Annotated in this window: 14 protein-coding genes, 1 tRNA gene and 1 pseudogene; 7 read left to right on the forward strand and 9 right to left on the reverse strand. The window is 56.5% G+C overall.

The window, feature by feature from the left end; all coding sequences use genetic code 11:
* Positions 1-122 precede the first annotated feature (122 nt).
* Positions 123-1508: an anaerobic C4-dicarboxylate transporter gene (locus WMQ00_RS03005; RefSeq protein WP_316328673.1), complete on the forward strand. Its 1386-nt coding sequence runs from the start codon at positions 123-125 to the stop codon at positions 1506-1508.
* Here the strand turns inward: WMQ00_RS03005 and WMQ00_RS03010 are convergent.
* Positions 1505-2311, reverse strand: coding sequence for a class I SAM-dependent methyltransferase (locus tag WMQ00_RS03010; RefSeq protein ID WP_023021599.1), 807 nt, complete (start codon positions 2309-2311; stop codon positions 1505-1507). The two genes, WMQ00_RS03005 and WMQ00_RS03010, sit on opposite strands and share 4 nt — an antisense overlap.
* Positions 2312-2348: 37 nt before the next feature.
* Between WMQ00_RS03010 and WMQ00_RS03015 the strand changes: the two genes are divergently transcribed.
* From WMQ00_RS03015 to WMQ00_RS03025, 3 genes and pseudogenes are all read left to right on the forward strand, one after another.
* Positions 2349-3779 carry an ABC transporter transmembrane domain-containing protein gene (locus WMQ00_RS03015; RefSeq protein WP_259824497.1) on the forward strand — a complete coding sequence of 477 codons (1431 nt, stop codon included), beginning with the start codon at positions 2349-2351 and terminating at the stop codon, positions 3777-3779.
* Positions 3779-5519 (forward strand): annotated as a pseudogene (locus tag WMQ00_RS03020) (ABC transporter ATP-binding protein). The gene WMQ00_RS03015 and the pseudogene WMQ00_RS03020 overlap by 1 nt, the downstream one beginning before the upstream one ends.
* A complete protein-coding gene (locus WMQ00_RS03025) occupies positions 5516-6475 on the forward strand; it encodes an alpha/beta hydrolase family esterase (RefSeq protein WP_200287532.1) in 960 nt (319 codons plus the stop codon). Before WMQ00_RS03020 ends, WMQ00_RS03025 begins: the two are co-directional and overlap by 4 nt.
* Here WMQ00_RS03025 and WMQ00_RS03030 read toward each other — a convergent pair.
* Positions 6472-7731: a site-specific DNA-methyltransferase gene (locus WMQ00_RS03030; RefSeq protein ID WP_316328671.1), complete on the reverse strand. Its 1260-nt coding sequence runs from the start codon at positions 7729-7731 to the stop codon at positions 6472-6474. The genes WMQ00_RS03025 and WMQ00_RS03030 overlap by 4 nt on opposite strands.
* Before the next feature lie 359 nt (positions 7732-8090).
* Here WMQ00_RS03030 and WMQ00_RS03035 point away from each other — a divergent pair, with 359 nt between their 5' ends.
* Both WMQ00_RS03035 and WMQ00_RS03040 read left to right on the forward strand, forming a co-directional pair.
* Positions 8091-8264, forward strand: a complete 174-nt coding sequence (locus WMQ00_RS03035; protein ID WP_023021594.1) for an antitoxin — start codon at positions 8091-8093, stop codon at positions 8262-8264.
* A 205-nt stretch (positions 8265-8469) separates the two neighbouring features.
* The gene (locus tag WMQ00_RS03040) at positions 8470-9852 is read left to right on the forward strand and encodes a hypothetical protein (protein ID WP_259824500.1); all 1383 of its coding nucleotides are present in this window, start codon (positions 8470-8472) and stop codon (positions 9850-9852) included.
* A 46-nt stretch (positions 9853-9898) separates the two neighbouring features.
* On the opposite strand, the gene WMQ00_RS03045 is transcribed toward WMQ00_RS03040, so the two are convergent.
* From WMQ00_RS03045 to WMQ00_RS03060, 4 genes are all read right to left on the reverse strand, one after another.
* Entirely contained in the window at positions 9899-10507 is a 609-nt protein-coding gene (locus WMQ00_RS03045; RefSeq protein ID WP_340440659.1) for a response regulator transcription factor, read from the reverse strand.
* Positions 10500-11489: a sensor histidine kinase gene (locus WMQ00_RS03050; RefSeq protein WP_234288095.1), complete on the reverse strand. Its 990-nt coding sequence runs from the start codon at positions 11487-11489 to the stop codon at positions 10500-10502. Before WMQ00_RS03050 ends, WMQ00_RS03045 begins: the two co-directional genes overlap by 8 nt.
* 155 nt (positions 11490-11644) lie before the next feature.
* The gene (locus tag WMQ00_RS03055) at positions 11645-12436 is read right to left on the reverse strand and encodes an ABC transporter permease (RefSeq protein ID WP_200287528.1); all 792 of its coding nucleotides are present in this window, start codon (positions 12434-12436) and stop codon (positions 11645-11647) included.
* Between the two features lie 39 nt (positions 12437-12475).
* The gene (locus WMQ00_RS03060; protein WP_200287526.1) at positions 12476-13399 is read right to left on the reverse strand and encodes an ABC transporter ATP-binding protein; all 924 of its coding nucleotides are present in this window, start codon (positions 13397-13399) and stop codon (positions 12476-12478) included.
* A gap of 91 nt (positions 13400-13490) precedes the next feature.
* On the opposite strand from WMQ00_RS03060, the gene WMQ00_RS03065 reads away from it, so the two are divergent.
* Positions 13491-14063 carry a cadmium resistance transporter gene (locus WMQ00_RS03065; protein ID WP_200287524.1) on the forward strand — a complete coding sequence of 191 codons (573 nt, stop codon included), beginning with the start codon at positions 13491-13493 and terminating at the stop codon, positions 14061-14063.
* A gap of 37 nt (positions 14064-14100) precedes the next feature.
* Here the strand turns inward: WMQ00_RS03065 and WMQ00_RS03070 are convergent.
* From WMQ00_RS03070 to WMQ00_RS03080, 3 genes are all read right to left on the reverse strand, one after another.
* A tRNA-Pro gene (locus tag WMQ00_RS03070) sits at positions 14101-14174 on the reverse strand.
* A 71-nt stretch (positions 14175-14245) separates the two neighbouring features.
* Positions 14246-14635 (reverse strand): YchJ family protein, encoded by a 390-nt coding sequence (locus WMQ00_RS03075; protein ID WP_023021590.1) that lies wholly within the window; start codon positions 14633-14635, stop codon positions 14246-14248.
* Positions 14635-15786 carry a bifunctional alpha/beta hydrolase/OsmC family protein gene (locus WMQ00_RS03080; RefSeq protein ID WP_200287522.1) on the reverse strand — a complete coding sequence of 384 codons (1152 nt, stop codon included), beginning with the start codon at positions 15784-15786 and terminating at the stop codon, positions 14635-14637. Before WMQ00_RS03080 ends, WMQ00_RS03075 begins: the two co-directional genes overlap by 1 nt.
* Between the last annotated feature and the right edge of the window lie 13 nt (positions 15787-15799).

Raw genomic sequence — 15799 nt, forward strand, 5'->3', positions numbered from 1 at the left:
GGCGAGCGATTTTTGCACTGAAAACGGTGTGAGAATTAGCTCGCCTGTCCGTTTATGTCCGTTCATGTGGGGATCGATAGGATATAACCAGTTATAGATCCTCTCGTGATGGAAGGCTTTGTATGTTAGCCAGCGTAATCGCACCAGATTCAATTCTGGCCATCGTGCTCCAGATCATCATTATCCTTAGCGCCCTGCTCTTGGGCACTCGCTATGGTGGCATCGGGCTGGGACTAATCTCCGGCATCGGTCTGATGCTCATGGTCTTTGTTTTCGGCCTCGCCCCGGGCGAGCCTCCGGTGTCAGTGATGCTGACCATCATCGCAGTCATTGGTTGCGCGGCTACCTTGCAACAGGCCCGCGGGTTGGAAGTGATGATGCAATTTGCCGAAAAGTTCCTTCGCGCCCACCCAGAGCGCATCACCATCCTCGCGCCGCTTACTACCTGGTTCTTGACGGTCCTATGCGGTACGGGCCACGTGGTGTACACGATGTTTCCGATTATTGAGGACATTGCGCTGAAAAAGGGCATCCGCCCAGAACGCCCGATGGCTGTCGCCTCGACGTCGGCGCAGATGGGTATTACGGCCTCTCCAGTGTCTGTGGCCACCGTGTCCTTGGCGTCTATCATCGCGGAAAATGCCGGCGCTATCGACCACGCCTATTCCATCCCGCAGATCCTGATGGTGGCTCTTCCAGCGTCACTTTCTGGCGTCATTCTTGCCGCACTGTGGTCGATGCGCCGCGGCAAGGACTTGGACGAGGATCCGGCATTCCAGGAGCGAATGAAGGATCCGGAGTTTGCCGAAAGCATCAACCAATCCACTGGGTCGCTTATGGATGAGGAATTTTCGCCGGAAGCAAAGCGTGCGGTAGTTATCTTCCTCGTCGCTATCGCCAGCGTTGTCGCCCTCGGTGCCTTTGAATTCCTTCGCCCGCTTGTTCCGGGAGATGATGGCGAGCTAAGCCCGCTGTCTATGAACCTGGTTATCCAAATGGTCATGCTGGTAGCCGGCGCAATTATCTTGCTCAGCTGCAAGGCAGACCCAAAAAAGATCGCTTCCACCCCGGTGTTTAAAGCCGGCATGACCGCAGTATTCTCCGTGTTCGGTGTGGCCTGGATGGCGGATACCTTCTTCGAAGCCCATATCGACGCTTTGGAATCCAACCTGGGCTCCGTAGTGGAGGCCGCCCCATGGGCCTACGCCGTGGTGCTGGTCATCGTGTCTAAGCTGGTGAACTCGCAGGCCGCGGCCTTGGTTGCAATTGCTCCGATTGGCCTGCAGCTGGGCATCGACCCTGCCATCATCGTCGGTTTCTACGGCGCGGCCTACGGCTACTTCATCTTGCCCACCTACCCCTCGGACCTTGCCTGCATCGGCTTTGACCGCACGGGAACGACGCACATTGGCAAGTTCGTCATCAACCACTCCTTCCTGATTCCCGGCGCCATCTCGGTATTTACTTCCTGCGTCGTGGGCTCGCTCCTAGCGCAGATCCTGCTTTAATCCGACTCCCGTACCAGCACAAAGGCATCCGTGCGGTACGGGATGTGCAGTTTTTGTCCGGGCGTATATCCCAAGTGCTCGTAGAGGTACCAGTCCAGGTTGTGGGTCATGCGCTCATGGATGGCTTCGCCGTTGCGTAGCCAGTAAGACCGGGTATGCATTAGCTGGTGAAGTTGTTCCGGGGTAAGTTCGTGCTCCCAGGTCAGGCGGAGTTCTCGCTCTAAAGACCACGGCGCCGTATAGTCCGGGTAGAAACCCGGTTTATGTACATCGCCAGAGTGCATAATGCGAGAAAGCCGCAAAACCCATGGGTCGGCATTGACATCGAGCGTATTCCAGACCAAGAGGATTTTTCCGCCCGGCGCGAGGACGCGGTCAAGCTCTGCGCAGGCGGCTGCCACATCAACCCAGTGCCAGGTTTGGGCGAGGCAGGCTGCGTCTAAGGAGGCGTCGGCAAGCGCGGTGTTTTCGGCCGTAGCACGCAGGACCGGCAGGTGTAGACGGGAAGCGAGAACTCCCGCCATATCGGCGGAAGGCTCCAAGGCTATAACCCGCTCATTGGGAAGGGACTCAGTGAGCTTTCCGGTACCTGCACCTATATCAGCTACGGTGTGGGCAGGGGCGATAAGGGCAGTGACTTCGTCCGGATAGCCAGGGCGTACATCGTGGTACGTGCTAGCGCCGCGGCGGAAGGCTTGGGCGGAGGCGGTGCGTTGCGCGGCAGTGCGGAAACCGGGGCCTTGCTTCGTGGAGGCCTTGCGGTAGCTAGGAAAGTGACGGGGATCTGGGCGGCGAGTCGACATAGCTCATCTAACCTACCGCGAATTAGAATGGCTGCCTATGAGGACACTTCCCGCAGCATCAGATCCCAGGTGGCTGCTGAAGACGGTCTTTTCCCGCCCTGCTCTTACTGTGCCGGCAGCGCTATGCATGGTTGTGTCCTTTCTGCTTAACGCCACCACCCCAGTGATAGTGGGCCATGCCATCGATGAAGCCGTGGAGCAGGGATCCATCCACCGGCTGGGGCTATGGCTAGCGGTATTAGTAGCCGCATTCGGTCTTAATGCCCTAGCCGCCTGGTACGGGCGCGGGCTGAATGCCCGAGCCATGTTGGTAATTGGCCACGATGTCCGCATGGCCATCACGGATAGGATTCAAGACCCGCGTGGAATGGCGGGCAAGCCCCGCAGCGCCGGCGAGTTGCTGGCTATTGCCTCCACGGACGCTAGGCGGGTGCAGAATGCGGTGATGATGACGGTATTCCCCGTCGCAGAGATTAGCGCCATTGTGTATGTGGCTATCATGACCAGCCGCATCAATCTACCCTTGGGCATTGCCATTTTGTGTGGCGGCCCGCTCGTGGTGTCGGGCTCGGTGCGCGCGGCACAGCCACTGCGCGCCCGCTCAGGAATCCGCCAGGCGGCGTTGGCCAAAGCCAGTGCAATGGCCACCGATCTGGTGCACGGCCTTCGGATACTCAAAGGCTTGGGTGCGGTAGCAACGGTGAGTATGCGCTATGCCCAGGCCTCTGACACTGCCTATGAGCGAACGGTAGACGCCAATGCCTCCCAAGCGCGCCTCAATGCTGCTACGGAGATTTTGGGCTCGGTGTATGTCATTGCGGTGGGCCTTGGGGCAGGTGCGCTGGCAATGCATTCCACTATCAGTGTGGGTGAGCTTATTACGGTTATTGGTCTGACGCAGTTCGTCATCACGCCGATGACGATGTTGGGACGAAATATTGCCTCGCGCTGGGCAGCCGCGCAGGCAAGTGCTGCCCGCATTACGGACGTCCTTGCCGCTCCCAGCGTGGAAGGCAAGAAACCGCAGCTTCCGGCCCTCGCCCCTGGAGTGAGCGTGGTGGCCGAGCCTGTCCCAGGTGATCTAGTTTTTCTGCCGCGGGAGCGTTTCCTTGTTGCTCCGCACGATACGCTGCTTTTTGAGGGAACCGTGCAGGAGAATATTTCTTCCGATAGCGCGGTTGCCAAACGGGCGCTTTACACGGCCGCGGGGGAAGATATCCCGGGTGGTTTAGATCGCGAGGTGGGGGAGGGCGGCCGGAATCTTTCCGGGGGACAACAGCAGCGCGTGGCGCTAGCACGAGCAATTGCGGCGGACCCTGCGGTCCTTGTTTTAGCCGATCCCACTACCGCCGTGGACTCGGTGACTGAGCAAGTCATTGCGCAGCGGGTAGCACACCACCGCGGTATAAAGCCAACACTCGTTTATACCGCTTCGCCGGCATGGACTGCTATGGGATCGAGGCTATGATGCGGTTTCCTACGGCTTCTTGGCGCCAGGTGCGCGAAGAAATTAGCCGGCAACTTTCCGACGTCCCCGGTTCGCGGCTGCAGGCTGCCGTGGCCCTTGCCTTACTCACCGCGGGCGCAAGCGCCAATGTAGCGATCCCGATCCTGCTGGGAAAGATTGTTGATGCCGTCATCACCAAAAGCGCAATTTCTACTATTGGCCTTTCGTTGATAGTGGTAGCCGTCGTCTCCGCAGTGCTCTCCGCAGCGGGGTTCTTTCTTCTCTCCCGCCTTATAGAGCGGGTGATTTCGGCTTTGCGTGAAGACATGCTGTCTACCGCTTTGCGCTTGCCCACACATCGTGTGGAGGAAGCGGGCACCGGGGATTTGGTCTCTCGCTCTACCGATGATGTAGCAGAGCTCTCGGCAGCGGTCACCGAGACCGCACCAGTGTTGGCCAAATCTGCTTTTGCCATCACCACCACCGGGGTGGCGCTGCTTAGCCTCAATTGGCAATACATACTGGTAATAGTTGCAGTTACGCCGCTATATGTAGTCGCCGCTTGCAGGTACCTGCACCGAGCCCCTGGCCGCTATGCCGACGAGCGTGCGGCCATGGCTGAGCGCGCGCAGGCTTCTTGAGGCGATACGAGGGCGAAAGACCGTGCGCGCCTTTGGACTGGAAGGGCAGATGCATGCCGGCATCGAACGTGCCTCCGCGCAAGTGGTAAAGGATGGCTACGCAGCACGTAAAACCATGATGGTTCTACAGCTGTGGATGACTGGCATCGAGCTCACCATGCTGTGCTGTGGTCTTGGGGTGAGTTTTTGGGCGGTGCAAACGGGAGCACTCACGGTTGGCGCCGTAACCTCAGCCATGCTTCTGCTCATCCGTTTGCGGGGCCCACTCATGGGATTGATGCGGGTAATCGACACCGTACAATCCGGCTACGCCTCGCTGTCTCGCATAGTCGGGGTCGTCGTTGACCCGCCGCGGGCGGTGCCGGATTACGGCGCTCCAGCCCCATACGGAGAAGCCGAAATGCGAAATGTGAGTTTTAGCTACGGCAACGGTGGCTGGGCTGTACGAGACATCAGCCTCAATATTCCTGCCGGGCATACGGTGGCTTTAGTCGGAGCCTCCGGCGCGGGTAAGACTACCGTGGCCGCACTTTTGGCTGGCTTGCGGGTTCCTGAGGAAGGAAAGGTCTTGGTCGACGGGGTAGAGGTAGCACTTCTTTCGGACGCTGAGCGCGTGGCGCGATTAGCCATGATCTCCCAAGAGGTACACGTTTTTTCAGGCACCCTCCGCGAGGATCTTTCTTTGGCTGCCCCTCAGGCAAGCGACGCACAGATGCTTCAAGCACTCGACCGGGTGGGCGCACGCTGGTTTGCGCAACTAGACGAGGGCCTAGATACGGTTATCGGCTCACAGGGAGTCCAATTAGATCCTGTGGCGTCCCAACAACTCGCGCTAGCACGAATATTGCTTTTGGACCCGAAAATCGTCATTATGGATGAGGCCACTGCGGAGGCGGGTTCGGTGGGAGCCGAAGCCCTCGAAAAGGCCGCCATCGAAGTCACCCGTGGGCGTTCGGCGTTGGTCGTGGCGCATCGGCTCGACCAAGCAGCACGGGCGGATAGAATCATCGTGATGGATAATGGCCGCGTGGTTGAACAGGGAAGTCACCACGACCTGCTAGATTATGGTGGCCGTTATAAGCACTTATGGGACGCATGGCAGAAGGGAAGACAAGGATGAACGCGAGGTCACTTCGGGCCGTGCTCGGTGCGGTAACTGTGTGTTTCCTTGCCGCTGCTGGCACTTCGTGTTCTAGCGAATCAACAGAGTCCCCGCACGCGGCAGAGACCACCAACACCGTTAACCTAGGAATCCCTACCTCCGCACCCTTGAACGGCCCTGAGCCGGGCTCTTTTAGGACGATCAACCTGCCTTCCGGGCGTTCCTTTATCCTCAGTGTGCCCAAAGACTATTCTGGGGATAAAAAATGGCCTATCGTCCTCGCCTTTCACGGGTGGGGTCAGTCTGCCGAAAACCTCCGTGGTTATTCTCGTCTTGATGCTGCAGATGCCATCATGATTTTCCCAGAAGGCAAGAAAAAGGCGTGGAGCCCCGCTCCATATGCCAAGACCTCGACAACGGAAGATAAGAAGTTTGTGCGGGAAATAATTGATGCGGTCCGCGCTACTTACCGCGTAGATGATGGTCGAATTTTTGCCACCGGTATGTCTAATGGCGGCGGATTCGCTGCCTATCTGGCCTGCCAGATGCCCGATACCTTCAAATCCGTTGCCACCGTTTCCGCTGCCTATTATGAAGACATTCTGAAAAACTGTGCGCACTCTCCCGTCGGGCGGCTGGATATGCACGGCACCGTAGACCCTGTGGTGGGCTATTACGGAGGCACTCGCCACAAGACCAAGTACTACTCCGTGGAGTCCGTGCTGGAACAGGACCGCAAACGCAATGGTTGTTCGACCAAGGTCGATACCACCCGCTTGGTCAATAATGCGCTCGATATGAGGTGGAGTGGTTGTACCGCACCGCTCGAACATATCCGTATCGCCGGGGGTTCGCACGTGTGGCCTGGAGGCACGGCGGACGCGCATAACGAGGTAGGTAGGTTCTTCGCTACCGATCGCGTCTTAGATTTCTTCGGAATTCCTGGTCGTCCTGCCGGTACCGCACAAACCTAGCTCTGCTTAAAGACCTGAAAGGTAGCACCTGGAACCTTGCGCACCCTTTCCATGCAAATATCTGCAACGGTAGAAAAACCAGCGCGGTGAGCCGTGCTACGCGGGGAGGTAGGCTCCGGAATTTGCGCTAGATGGAAAGTCCTGGACCCCCCATCTTCGGCGTTGAGCTCTATAACCGCCTGCGCTGTGGTGCCGGACCCAGCAAAGAAGTCTAAGACGCGAGCATCCTTGCCACCACCAATGGACAGAAGGTGTTTAATCAGGCGTACCGGCTTTGGAAAATCGAAGATGCCCTCTATACCCATTGCTTCTTCCGCATCGCGTCGGCCGGTGCGGGTCACTCCAAAGCGCTCGCCGTCCAGGATCGAACGTGGGCGTGCTCCTACCTTCTGGTAGTTCTTGGTGTAGACAAACCCGCGACGGAAAACCAGCTCATCGTAGAACTGTTCCACCTTGTCGAGGCTCCATCGCCAGCGAGCGACCTTTTTCTTTCCCACCGGTTGGTCTGGCCAATACTCCTTTCCATCGGGCCCTGAAATAGGAAAATCTAGAGAAGGAAGGTACCCAAGGGTTTTAGAATCTAGGCGTACCAAGGAGTATTTTCCCTTGTCATCCTCATGGTTATATTTAGTGGAGGTATGACCTTGGATATCGATATTGAAACCGGGGTTGTCTGGAGTTCGGGCGTAACACAGGATGTATTCGTGCTCTACCACGGCGTATTTTGCATCATTTTTGCCAGTACCGGCCTTCTTCCAAATCAATTGGCCGGCAAAGCATCCCTCGCCAAACACCTCATCGAGCACCTTGCGGGTATTGGCTACCTCGTCTTCACCAATGGAGACGAAGATGAACCCCTCAGGGGACAGTACTTCACGAGCCAAAATTAACCGGGGGAGCATCATCGAAAGCCATTCCGAGTGCCATTCCGCATAGCTACCTGAACGCATCTGGCGACGTAAACGATAGTTATCGCGGTAGACGAAGTCTTTGCCCGTGTTATAAGGGGGATCGATATATATGACGTCGAAGACTTCCCGGCGGGCGGCTAGCTCTTTTAAGACTGGAAGGTTATCTGCGGCAAAAATCCTATTGAGGGAGTCACCCGGTGTACTAAGAGCAGAATCGAGCGGGAAATTCCGCGCCAAGGGCGTATGTGCGGCTTCTCGGGCTGCGTCTTTGCCTGGCCAAACTAAGCCAAAAAATTCCCCGCCCGTATCCGGGTGTGATGGGCGCGGTGGGTTAGCAGTAGCCATGGTGCAAAGCCTTTGTCAGGGGAGGAAACGTCAATATCGTCTAACGCTAGCATTCGCAAGAATCTGGGCATTTGGTATTAGCCAAAATGCTGCCGCTGCCTAATAGCATGGGGCTTTGGAGTGCGGCTAAGCCAGTGGCCTGACATGGTCGTCAGGCTGTGGGGGGCCTCCATTTGTCATTCTGAGAAGAACTCCGTTACAGAGCGGAATTGCTTTTGGTTTAGCGGAAAAGAATATTTGGTCTAGTGACTCAATCGCTCGATTTGGTGGCATGGAGCTAGAAGTATCGGTACGTTGGGATGTGTTGCCGGACACGGCAATAATTAGACAAAGCTAGAACTAGAAGAAAGGATAACCACATGGGTATCTTCGATAAGGCCAAGGATGCACTGAACTCCGACAAGGGCGAAGAGTTCACCGATAAGGGCTTGGACAAGGCTGCTGACGCAGCTAAGGGCAAGCTGGGCGAGGACAAGGCAGACCAGATCGACAAGGCTCGCGACGCTGCTGATGGCAAGCTCGGCAACGAGTAAATAGCGTTCACCTGCTAGACGGGTGAACAGTTAGTTTTTATTTTGGCCCCCAACCCGTCAGGGTGGGGGCCAAAATTGTATTGGGCTTGAACGCAGTGATCTGCAATAGGTCTATCCCAGTGATGTCACCTTTTTGTGGGTGAATTGAGCTATAAAATGGGCGAACCGGGCTGAATTTTTGCAGGAAATCGCTAGGATTATTTGTGTGAACAATCTTGAAGGCTCCGTCTCCCACGCGGGCTCCGCTAAGCAGCGCTTGCTGGAGCAGAGTGCTCGTATCCTGGCCAAGGGTGGGCGCGACGCTTTACAGGTTTGTGCTGTCGCGGAGCAAATCGATGTGCCAGTCGATGAAGCTAAGTCCTTTTTTGAAGACGACCACGACCTATATATTCAAACCAGCCGATTCCTGGATGAAAGAATCCGTGTGGCAGCGTTTAAGGCACTAGATAGGTTGCCGGATGATGCTGCGGCTATTGAGAAACTTCGTGAAGTAGCCAAGGTTTACTTTAACTTAGCTATTGAAAACCCGACCTATTTCGCTGCTTATAATAACTGTCAGACGGCGACGAGCTTTCCCAACTTTGAAGACGGCATTGAGCAGGCGGAAAGCTTCGACGCATTTCCTCCCATCTTCCGCTGGGTACTCGAGCACATGCGGGATGCGGCAGTTGCCGCACGGGGCGAGTTTAAGCACCGGCTGGTAGTTATCCAGTCGCTCTCTTTCTTGTGTGAGCTGCAGGGAATTACCCACTTGGCCACGTTTGGAATTATGCGACACCTTTCGCCGACGGCGAAGAAGCAGACCTTTAATGCTTGTCTTGAGACGTTGTTTTCCGGCTTGGAAATTTGCTTGCGCGACGGGCAGATAGCCCCCTTCGAACCAGAGGCGCTTTCTGGGGAACCGCCGGTCCCGTTTACTACTGCTGCAAAGGACATGCCAAAGTGCACGGCGGAGGAAAAGCGCGCAGCCATTTTCCGAGGTGCGGCGGAAGAAATCGTCTACAATGGGCTTCCTAATCTGCATCTGGGCTCAGCAGCTGCACGGGCGGGCGTAGATCTGCCAGATGCCGAGCATCTCTTTGACGGCGATTCTCACCTGTTGCGTGCTTTGGAAGAATCCTTGGATGAAGCTAATACGCTGGCAATCATGCGCCAAAACCAGGTTCTGCCTGAAGGCTCCCACGGACTTGCTTATATCAAGGCAACCGGCTTTGGGTACTTGGAATATGCGCTTGAGGATCCCATTGGGTTTGTTGCCCTCATTGAGGTCTCTAGCCGCTCAATCGTCCCCGTTTCTTTCGACGAGACCGGCGAAACTGAGCAACCATTTGATATGGGCAAGGCATTTACCTTCATCATGAATTTGGTGCGAGATGCCATTTCTGAGTCTAATGGACCACGTTCGCCGTGGATTCTTTTTACTCAGATTGCAGCTTTGTGGGCTTCCATCCACGGCCTCTCGCAGCTAAGTACCGTAGGGGCCTTGCGCTATCACTCGGCTAATTTCTACTTCAACCTGGCTTCTAAGGTGATGGATATAATCCTTCAGGGCATGGTCAATGTGCTCGAGCTAAAAAGGCCCGATTAGGCATATACAAGCAACAGGGGGATTTCAGCACTGGGGCCGCGTTTTATTAAAGCCAACCTTGTGCTTGCGCAATGGTCGCTGCCTCAAAGCGATTTTCAGCCGCGGTTTTAGCGATGAGCGAAGATACAATATTGCGTACCGTGCCATTGCTCAGGTGTACCTTGCGGGCGATCTGGTGAGTTCCGCTACCTTTCAAGACAAATTTTGCGACTTCCTGTTCGCGTGTGTTCAGTGGATTTTCCTGAATGAAAATGGTCTCTTGGGCGAGTGCTGGGTCAATGACCTTGAGCCCGGAGTGCACCCGCCGAATGTCTTCGGCTAGTTTTTCTGGCGGGGTATCTTTGACTACGAACCCGGAAACTCCGGTCTCCAGCGCCCGTTTCACGTAGCCACCGCGGCCGAAGGTAGTGACTATGAGGCTGCGGCAGCCCGTGCCTTGCAGTTCAGCGGCGGCATCTAGCCCGTTCTTGCCGGGCATTTCAATATCCAGCAGAGCAACATCGACGCTATGCTTGGCGACGAGCCCCGCAATCTCCGCACCCGTTGCACACTGTGCCACAACGCTAATGTCTGGCTCTGTTTCCAAGAGAGCAACTAGCGCGCCTCGCACCAATGATTGGTCCTCAGCAATGAGAACTCGAATGGTTTCAGGCATCGCCTACACCTCCGTCGGTGCTAAGAGGAAGAAAGTCGTTGTCTCCGTCCATAGTAACCAAGGCGAGCGTGCAGTCATTGCGGCGCGTAAAAAGCAGCTGCCCGCCAGCTTTTGTCACGCGTTTGCGCAGACCATTAAGCCCTCCTTGGGGACGGAACAGGCTTTCTTCTGCACCGAATCCGCAGCCATCGTCTGCTACCTGCAGTTGGTGGTCTGTCACTTGGACCCAGCAATGGGTGGCACCGGAGTGCCGGACCACGTTGGTGGTCAATTCGCGCAGCGCCCAGGAAAATTCGGCGTCATAAAGACCAGTGGCCTTGGTAGCCGAAGGCAAATAGGGCGCAATACCCGCGGTTTCGAGCGCCCTCCGAGCGGCGTGGATTTCGCCTTCAAAGGTGGGCATACGCATCCGAGTCACTGTGGAGCGGACTTCCGCCAGACCTCGGCGAGAAAGCTCACTTACCTCTTGCAGTTCCTGCCTTGCCCGCTGTGGATCCGTATCTATTAGCCGGCGCGCCAGCTCGGACTTAAGATTAATCACGGTAAGAGAGTGCCCCAAGAGATCGTGAACATCGGTCGCAATATCCTCGCGCTGGCGTGCCAGCTCCAATCGGCGTTCTAGCTCTGCGCGACTATCTTGACGCTGGGAAAAGGTGCCGAGCAGCACTAAAAATATTGGCCAAGCGAAAAGGACGATGAGGACCCAGCCGATATTTTTGGGCGTAAGGTACCAAGTGGCAGCAGCCACCACAGTCCCTGTAAGAAGGGTGAACGCTAAGCTGTGGCGCAAAGGAAGGTTAAAGCCGAGCAATGCCGCCAAGTACGGCGCAAAAATGACGGCAATGCTCCCGAAGAAGACAGTCGACAATACCGCGATGGCTGCAAGTGCAAACCAATACAGCCCGATTCGCTGCTCTACCCGCCATCCGCGGGGGTAGTAGCCTCCAGCGCCGAAAGCGAAGAAATAGACAAGACCGAACACTAGAGCGCACGAAAGGGCCCCGGTTTGATTAGTAAGGGTCATCCCCGGCGCGGCAAAAGTGCTCCCCAGTCCGGGAATGAGGAAGACTAACCACACACTGGCAAAAAGCGCACTTTTGAGGCTGAAACCGCGGAATGGCTCTCGGAGAGATGACATCAGCGCCGAGCTTTGTCGCGGGAGCGTAGCAGGAGACACGCGGTCAGGAAGATTGTCGTCCATACCGTGAAGTTTAGCCACGCCATCCACAACGGGTGCGTAATCGTGCCTTCATCCCCGTTGAGAAACTGGCTTCCTTCTGCCAGAGGCCACTGGGCTAGTACAGCTGGACCGAAAAGGGGAGTGAAGCGGCCCCACTCCATTAGCGGCTTGGTCAGCGGTGTGAACACATTCGCCGCGAAAAGAAAAAGAACGACAGACGTCGAGGCGATTGCGACGGAGTTGTCGGTGGGCAACGCCATTGCCCACACCAAGCCATAGAAGCCCAAGGGAATGGAAACTAGGAGGCAGGAAATGAAGCTTAAGATCCACTGGTGTGGCTGCATTTCCGCATGTGTAGCGGCGCCAGTCAAATATACTGCCGTAATGGGTAGCAGGGCTTGAAAGCCGATGGATATGAGGTTTGCCCATAGCAGCTGGCGTGAGCGTAATGGAGTAAGCGCTAGTTGGCGTGCCCACCCAGTCTTGGCATCGGTGACGGCGGAGCCAGCGGCTGCAACGGAACCAGCGACGCCGCCGTAGAGTGCCATGCTGATCATTTCTAAGGCAGCATAATTACCTCCTTTAAAGGGGGTATCGCCAAAGTCCATCATGGCGCCGAAGAGGAGATAGAAAAACACCGGCAAAATGGTGCTGAAAAATATCGGGGTGAAGTTTCGACGCAGGCGCAGCAGGTTATGGGCAGCAAACCGCAGGGTTCGTGCAGTGGTGGTTGCAGGTTTTATCGTCATGGGAGATTCCTTGTGCAAAGGTTTACTAGAAGTGGCTGGTTAAGGTTGGGGCGCAGTCATCGCTAAAAATGCGTCCTCTAAGGAGCGGTTCCGAATTGTGATGTCGCGCGCCGAGGTGTGGTTAAGGAGGTATCTTGCAAGCGCATCAGAGTCACTGGTTACCATGCGGGCGTAGTCGCCGGATTGGTAAATCTCGGCAGAAATCGGTAGCTCGTCTGTAGAGGGGACTGGCCCTGCGAACCTCGCCTCGACAATGCGCTGGGCCGAATGCTCGCGAAAATCCTGGGCGCTTGCATCCGCACGTAGTTTGCCTTCATGAAGGAGAATAATCCTTTGCGCAAAATTGTCCGCCTCCTCCAGATAGTGGGTGGCAAAGACAATAGTTCGTCCCAACTCTGCCTGGCGGCGCATGGTGGTCCAGAACTCGTGGCGAGCATTAGCATCCATTCCTGCAGTAGGCTCATCGAGCAAGAGAACGCGGGGATTGCCTAAAAGTGCGAGGGCGAAGCGTACACGCTGTTGCTCGCCGCCAGAACATTTGCCCACCTTTCGGTGAAGGATCCGTGTGAGGTCGGCTTGTTCGGCTATATCCCCGACTGGCAGGGGATGCGGAAAGGTGGCGGACATCATCTGCAGGGTGTCTAGGATTGTCAGTTCGGGTAGGAGGCCGCCGGTTTGCAATACGGCACCGATTTCTGAGCCTTGGACGGCGGCCCGTGGGGTGCGGCCAAGCACGGCAATGTTGCCTGCGGTGGGGGTGGTGAGCCCTAGGATGAGGTCAAAGAGGGTGGTTTTACCTGCACCATTGGTGCCTAGGAGCCCTACGATCTCGCCTTGGGAGATGCTAAATGAAACCTCGCTCAGCGCACGGACCGGCTCTGAGCTCCTCGTGGCGAAAGTTTTACTGACTCCGGATACTTTTATGGCTGGCGTGTGTTTAGCCCTAAGGTCTGTCGTGCTCATACCTAAAAGGTATTCGGGGCCAGCAAGAATGGTGAATAGGATCTGTCATGAAATTTTCATGACAAGTGTCATGGCGCGATAGGCTGGGTGAGTGCTTACTACTCTCGCAGCGGCCGCTGGGCTATTTGTGGCCACCAATATCGATGACATTATAGTGCTATCCCTCTTTTTCGCCCGCGGTGCTGGGCGCAAGGGAACAACTGCCGCGATACTGATGGGCCAGTATCTCGGTTTCCTTGGCATACTGGTGGCCTCTTCCGTTGTCGGATTGGGCTTCAACGCCGTTATACCGACCGATCTCATTCGCTACTTTGGCCTCATCCCGTTGTTGCTGGGCCTGTGGGCGGCGTGGCAGGCATTCCGAGGTGAGGATGACGATGAGGATATTTCCGGCAAAAAGCTGAGCACGCTGGCGGTCGCCGGAGTCACTTTTGCCAATGGAGGGGACAATATCGGCGTATACGTGCCCGTTTTTACTACCTCTACGCCGGCCGAAGTAGCAGTTTATTGTGCCGTCTTTCTCGCGCTTGTAGCTCCACTGGTTTGGGCGGCGCGGTTTGTGGCAACTCGGCCTGGAATAGCCGAAGCGCTGGAGAAGTGGGAGAGTGTGCTCTTTCCCGTGGTGCTCATTGCGCTGGGAATCTCGATTTTGCTTGCAGTATAAGAAAAGCCAGCACCGTGTAGGTGCTGGCCGCTATTTGTCGGGCTAACAGGATTTGAACCTGCGACCCCTACACCCCCAGTGTAGTGCGCTACCAAACTGCGCCATAGCCCGCCGTCGCACTGTGCGACTCATCTAGATTACATCAGTAGGATTCTACTGTGAAATTTGGGGTGTAACCTGCGTTAAAGCTCGCCGGTGGAATACACCCACGTACCGTCGAAGCGGCGGAACGAGGAACGTTCGCGCTGCGAACCGACAGCTGCTCCCTTATAAAACGCCTCAAATTCCACTACGCCGGAACTATCCATAAGGCCGCCGCCTTGGGTATCTAGGATATCGAGGCGGTAGAACCTAATGGGGGAGTCTGCCAAGTCGAGGGCCTCAGGTCGAGTGACAGGGTCCCACGTGCGCAGCAAGTACTCCTCGTCGCCGGTAACAAAAGCGCTAAACCGGGAGCGCATGAGCGCTTCTGCGGTGGGCGCATTGCTACCGGCATGGTACTTGCCGCAGCACTCGCCGTAGGAAAGGCCGGTGCCACAAGGACAGCGGCGCGAGGAGTCATAAGCAGGCATTAGTGTGCGTCCACGATGGTGACGTTGCCTAGCATGCGCTCGACATCAGTATCCTTCGCGGCAGAGTGCAAAATTGATACCTCTTCCGCTGAGAGGTTACCGGCGAGTTCGATACGGCGCTCGAAGCTGGCAGGGCCGGTTTGGATGATGCTCACATGGACGTCGTCAAGCGCGAGCTTTTTGCCAGCCTCCTTGATAGCTTGGGTCGACGCCGCAGCGAGGGCAGACATAAGAAGGCCCTCGGCGGTAAAACCCTTGCCCTTGCCGCCGTTCTTTTTAGTGCGGTCGGCGCTAAGGCTATGGTCATTGTGGCGCACGACCACGCCGAATTTGGTGCCGGTAGCCGGCTGCGCAACAGCGGCGTCGGTACCTACTTCTTCCGGCGTGTAATCGGGAACGATAAACTGCTCGGCCCACGCCCCGATGAGATCCGCTGCACGAGCGGCCGTACCTTGCTTGGTGAGCAGGTGGTCGGCCTTGTCGAGGGAGACCAAGGACTTGGGGTAGCGCGTGAGGAGGAAGATATTCTGCGCATTATCGATACCCACGGTTTGGTCGATGGGAGAGTGCAACACCATCAAGGGCTTGCGTAGCTTAGGCAGATATTCCTCGGGGTTGGTATCTGCCAAGTCCTCCAAGAACTTGCGGGAGATGATGAGCCCGCGGCCGCCGAGGACGACTTCTACTTCACCATTGGCGTCGACCTCGCCAATCTTATCCGCGTAGTGAAGCACGGAGTGGGCTGGATCAAACGGGGCGCCGAGGGTAGCTACCGCTTTGAGGGACTTCATGGTCTTAGCTGCCTTCAAAGCGGCGGCTCCGCCCAGCGAGTGGCCCATCAGCAATTGGGGTGCAGAATAGTGTTCCGTCAGCCACGCGGCTGCGGCGTGGATGTCATCGACGTTTTGGCTAAAGGTAGTATCGCCGAATTCACCGGCGGACTGGCCCAGGCCGGGAAAATCAAAGCGCAGCGTGGCGATGCCGAACTCGGTGAGCTGCTTCGCGGTGCGGGCGGCACCAGGGGTATGGCGGGAGCCGGCGAAGCAATGGGCAAAGATGGCGTAGGCGATCGGGGGAGAATCCGGGAAGTCGATGGTTCCAGCCATCTCAGTACCCCGGCTCGAAGGCAGCTTTACATTGACGGATTGCATGAGAACTAGAATA

The organism is Corynebacterium sp. KPL2825 (assembly GCF_037908445.1).
Lineage (GTDB): Bacteria > Actinomycetota > Actinomycetes > Mycobacteriales > Mycobacteriaceae > Corynebacterium > Corynebacterium kefirresidentii.

What these genes read in the sequence shown, in the direction of transcription:
- WMQ00_RS03005 (WP_316328673.1), top strand. Translation starts at nt 123, where the DNA reads ATGTTAGCCAGCGTAATCGCACCAGATTCAATTCTGGCCATCGTGCTC.
- WMQ00_RS03010 (WP_023021599.1), bottom strand. Translation starts at nt 2,311, where the DNA reads ATGTCGACTCGCCGCCCAGATCCCCGTCACTTTCCTAGCTACCGCAAG.
- WMQ00_RS03015 (WP_259824497.1), top strand. Translation starts at nt 2,349, where the DNA reads ATGAGGACACTTCCCGCAGCATCAGATCCCAGGTGGCTGCTGAAGACG.
- WMQ00_RS03025 (WP_200287532.1), top strand. Translation starts at nt 5,516, where the DNA reads ATGAACGCGAGGTCACTTCGGGCCGTGCTCGGTGCGGTAACTGTGTGT.
- WMQ00_RS03030 (WP_316328671.1), bottom strand. Translation starts at nt 7,731, where the DNA reads ATGGCTACTGCTAACCCACCGCGCCCATCACACCCGGATACGGGCGGG.
- WMQ00_RS03035 (WP_023021594.1), top strand. Translation starts at nt 8,091, where the DNA reads ATGGGTATCTTCGATAAGGCCAAGGATGCACTGAACTCCGACAAGGGC.
- WMQ00_RS03045 (WP_340440659.1), bottom strand. Translation starts at nt 10,507, where the DNA reads ATGCCTGAAACCATTCGAGTTCTCATTGCTGAGGACCAATCATTGGTG.
- WMQ00_RS03055 (WP_200287528.1), bottom strand. Translation starts at nt 12,436, where the DNA reads ATGACGATAAAACCTGCAACCACCACTGCACGAACCCTGCGGTTTGCT.
- WMQ00_RS03060 (WP_200287526.1), bottom strand. Translation starts at nt 13,399, where the DNA reads ATGAGCACGACAGACCTTAGGGCTAAACACACGCCAGCCATAAAAGTA.
- WMQ00_RS03075 (WP_023021590.1), bottom strand. Translation starts at nt 14,635, where the DNA reads ATGCCTGCTTATGACTCCTCGCGCCGCTGTCCTTGTGGCACCGGCCTT.
- WMQ00_RS03080 (WP_200287522.1), bottom strand. Translation starts at nt 15,786, where the DNA reads ATGCAATCCGTCAATGTAAAGCTGCCTTCGAGCCGGGGTACTGAGATG.